This is a genomic window from Mycobacterium sp. Marseille-P9652 (assembly GCF_902652685.1).
Lineage (GTDB): Bacteria > Actinomycetota > Actinomycetes > Mycobacteriales > Mycobacteriaceae > Mycobacterium.
The window spans coordinates 1-1,869 of the sequence record NZ_CACRUY010000120.1 but is presented as its reverse complement, the minus strand read 5'-3'; the positions used below and the strand labels follow the sequence as shown (position 1 = coordinate 1,869).

Below are 1,869 nucleotides of genomic sequence, written 5' to 3'. Positions count from 1 at the left end.
GTTGTACATGTTCTGCACCGAGACGATCTCGGTGATCCGCTGGGCCTCGGTCAGCTGGTCGACGTCGATCTCCGACAGGCCGATGTGGCGGATCTTGCCCTCGTTCTTCTGCGCGACGAGCCCACCGAGCTGGTCTTCCAGCGGGGATTTCGTGGCGATGCGGGGGAGGCGGAACAGGTCGATGGTGGCGACGCCGCGGCGGGGCCGGCGGGCCCGGTGGCCATGGCGGCCTGTTCGGCCAGAACGGAGCTCCGGGGCCGAATGGCTGACCTGTTTGCGGCTGGCTTCGGTGCCTCGCCGCGCGTAACGCTTCGCGGCCAAAGCCGAGCGTCATTCAAGACTAAAAGTATGTATATCGCCTGTTTTGTTGAAGTTTAGTATCTATATGACCGTTTTGGTTTACCGTCGTACCGGCAATGCGTTGCAAGCATGACGGGGGCCATGTTCACGATCCTGTTCGTGACCGAGACCTAGGGGCACCCCATGTCTTATCTGGTGGCAGCGCCGGACGCCCTTACTGCGGCGGCCTCGGACCTGGCCGGGATGGGCGCCGCCCTTCAGTCCGCCACCGCCTCCGCGGCGCCGTCCACCACCAACCTATTGGCAGCGGCGCAGGACGAGGTCTCCACCGCAATCGCTGCCCTGTTTGGCGCTCACGCCGAACAGTTCCACGCGCTGACCAACCAAGCGGCGGCTTTCCAGAGCCAATTTGCGCAGACCCTCACCGCCGGCGCGAGCTCCTACAGCCTCACCGAGGCGGCCAGTACCGCCCCTCTGCAAACCCTCCAACAAGACATTTTGGGCGTGATCAACGCCCCGACGGAGTTCCTCCTCAATCGCCCGCTGATCGGTGACGGCACCAACGGCACGCCGGGCACCGGCCAGGCCGGTGGCCCCGGCGGTCTCCTCATCGGCAACGGCGGGAACGGCGCGTCCGGCGCCCCGGGTCAGGCGGGCGGCGCCGGTGGCTCGGCCGGGCTCATCGGTAACGGCGGATTTGGTGGCGCGGGCGGCACCGGCGGCGCGGGCGGCGCCGGTGGCAACGGCGGCCTGCTGTTCGGCAACGGTGGATATGGCGGTGTGGGTGGCGCTACCACCGGTGGGACCGGAGCTGCTGGGGCCGGAGGCGCCGGCGGACACGCCTGGCTCATCGGCCAGGGTGGCGTCGGTGGCGCTGGTGGCACCAGCGTCGGCGGCGCCGGCGGCACCGGCGGGGCCGGCGGAAGCGGTGGTCTGCTCTACGGCAACGGGGCCACCGGCGGAGCCGGCGGCGCAAACCTTGGCGGTGACGCCGTCGGCGGCAGCGGCGGCGCCGGTGGCCGTGCCTGGCTCATCGGCAACGCCGGCGCCGGCGGTGCGGGCGGAACCAGCTTCGCCAGCGTCGGCGGCACGGGCGGCGCCGGTGGTCACGGTGGCCTCGTGTTCGGCGCCGGCGGCGCCGGCGGGGCCGGCGGCTTTGGTGCCGACGGCGGCACCGGCGGCAGCGGCGGCGGCGCGGGCTTCCTCTCCGGTAGCGCCGGCGGGGCCGGCGGGGCCGGCGGCCTGGGCAGCGACGGCTATGGCGGCGCCGGCGGCGCCGGTGGCTCCGGCGGGCTCTTGGGCGCCGGCGGGTCCGGCGGCACTGGGGCGGCCGGTGACAGTGGTGCCGGCGGGGCCGGTGGTCGTGGCGGTCGCGGCGGCTGGCTGTTCGGGCCCGGCGGGGCCGGCGGCAACGGCGGGGCGGGCAGCAACGGCGCGACCGGCGGCGCCGGCGGGGCCGGCGGGAACGCCGGCTTCTTGTACGGCACCGGCGGCGTCGGCGGCAATGGCGGCGGCGGCGGCACCGGTGTCACCGGCCACGCGGGCGGTAACGGTGTCACCGGCGTCGAC

General features: G+C 73.2%; 1 protein-coding gene and 1 pseudogene. One reads left to right on the top strand and one right to left on the bottom strand.

What is annotated here, in order from left to right; translation table 11 throughout:
* Window positions 1–201, bottom strand: a pseudogene (locus GPY60_RS27385) (aldo/keto reductase); the annotation flags it as partial.
* Between the two features lie 282 nt (window positions 202–483).
* Here GPY60_RS27385 and GPY60_RS26405 point away from each other — a divergent pair.
* Window positions 484–1,869, top strand: a 1,386-nt coding sequence (locus tag GPY60_RS26405; RefSeq protein ID WP_156690646.1) for a PE family protein, incomplete at its 3' end; no start/stop codon positions are given.